This window comes from Saccharopolyspora sp. NPDC003752, assembly GCF_053605825.1.
Window position 1 is genome coordinate 1 of record NZ_JBSGJZ010000088.1, and the last position, 1,694, is coordinate 1,694.

Here is a 1,694-nt window from a genome sequence, read left to right on the forward strand (position 1 = left end):
TCCGTGATCAACGCCTTCGCCATCACATTCAGTGACCGCTGGCCGGCCGCTGAAACCTACTAACCGAACACGCCGGAAACACCGTTTCTGCTACACCCCCCGCCGCCATGAAATGCCTGTATCCGAACCGTAGAGACTTGATTTGTAGGGATCTTGGAGTTGATGACCGCGCCGCTGCCTGGTACGGGGCCGCAGAGGCTCCAGGGTCAAGGGCGGGCCGTTGGCCCGTCACGTCAGCGATCGCGCAGCGACCTTGAAGCCGGAGGGGCGGCCCCGTAGCCTGCGCTGTCACGGGTAGAGGTGCTGGTAGGGCAGGCCGTGTGCGTGCTGGTCCCACTCCTGCTCGGTGAAGCCGGGGTCGACGGCGGCGCAGGTCCATTCGGTCGCACCTCCAGCAGGTCGCCGGTGTTCCACAGGAGCGCCGCAGGGTTCCGCGGATCGTTGCTCACGGTCGCCAGGCTATGGCCATCGCAGTCGAATGCCACAGCGGACGTGTCGGACGAGTGCCCGGTCAGCTGCTCCACCGCCCGCCCTGGTGGGGTCGGTGACATCCCATAGCACCGGTGGGCCGCTCGCGGTGGCGAACGTGCGGCCGTCCGGGCTGGACGCCAGATCCGCCGGGCTCCCGGCGGCCACCGCCCCCAAGGGCTTGGGCTGCGGGGGATCGGCGACGTCCACCAGCAGCAGATCGGCCTGCCGCGCCGCTGTGGGGTCGCCGTAGGTGCCCGCGACGGCGAGTACGTTCCCGTGGAAGGCTAGCGCGGCGGCCGCCCGCACTCCGCGCAGGTCTGCGAGCCGCTCGGCCTGCCGCGATCGGGGATGTTCCAGAACGCCACGGGGCGGTGCCAACCGCGACGGTCCGGCCATCGGGGTGGAACGCGATCAAGGTCGCTCCTACAGCCTGGTGGCGGTCTGCCCGAGGGGGCGAGCGGAGTCGGCTTGGTCTGATCGGTGATGTCCCACAGCAGCACGCGCCCGCCGAGGATGCCGAGATCGCCGCCGCTGGCGGTAATCAACGAACGGCCGTCGGTGCTGAACTCCACCGCGTTCACGGGCTGTATCTCCGGCGGCAGTATGGTCAGCCGGGTCGGAGCATCGCGTTTGGTGACGTCCCAGAGGATGACCGTCTTGTCCTTTCTCGCGGTGGCCATGGTGTTGCCGTCCGGGCTAACCGCCACGTCGAGCACCTCGTCGGTGTGTTCGCGGAGGACCCTGCCGCGGCTGCGGGTGCGCGCGATCGGTGGTGTCCCAGAGGATCGCGGTGCCGTCCTTGCTCGCGATGGCGAGCGTGGAGTCGTCGACCGTCGACACCGCGGTCAGTTCCAGTTCGTGGCCGTTCAGGGGGCCGGTCGCGTACGGTCGGCCGCCCGCCATCGACGCACCGCCGGTTGCGGAGGAATCCGCGGTGAAGACCGCCGCCCCGTTCGAGCTGAACGCCGCTGCGGACACCCTGCTGCGTGGCCATCCAGCGTCGCCAGCTGCCGTGGGCGCTGCCGGCCACTGAGGTACCACAGGGCAGCGGTGCCGTCTTCGCCGCTGGTGACCAACTTTCCCCGTCCGGGCCGAACGCCACCGAGGTCATCCACTTGCCGGAGTGTCCCTAGTGTCCTGAGTCGTTGATTCGTTGTCAGGTTGTTAGGGTGTGGTATGGGTGATGGTCGTGGACCGAAGCTGGCCTTGCTGGAACTGAGCCA

General features: G+C 68.6%; 3 protein-coding genes. 1 reads left to right on the top strand and 2 read right to left on the bottom strand.

The genetic code is table 11. From position 1 onward, the window contains the following. Positions 1 to 288 precede the first annotated feature (288 nt). Both ACWEV3_RS43335 and ACWEV3_RS43340 read right to left on the bottom strand, forming a co-directional pair. Complete coding sequence (locus ACWEV3_RS43335) at positions 289 to 414, bottom strand: hypothetical protein (protein ID WP_452619496.1); 126 nt, start codon at positions 412 to 414, stop codon at positions 289 to 291. 341 nt (positions 415 to 755) lie between these two features. Further along, the gene (locus tag ACWEV3_RS43340; RefSeq protein WP_452619498.1) at positions 756 to 1,238 is read right to left on the bottom strand and encodes a WD40 repeat domain-containing protein; all 483 of its coding nucleotides are present in this window, start codon (positions 1,236 to 1,238) and stop codon (positions 756 to 758) included. A 23-nt stretch (positions 1,239 to 1,261) separates the two neighbouring features. Here ACWEV3_RS43340 and ACWEV3_RS43345 point away from each other — a divergent pair, with 23 nt between their 5' ends. Further along, complete coding sequence (locus ACWEV3_RS43345; RefSeq protein WP_452619497.1) at positions 1,262 to 1,504, top strand: hypothetical protein; 243 nt, start codon at positions 1,262 to 1,264, stop codon at positions 1,502 to 1,504. Positions 1,505 to 1,694: the final 190 nt, after the last annotated feature.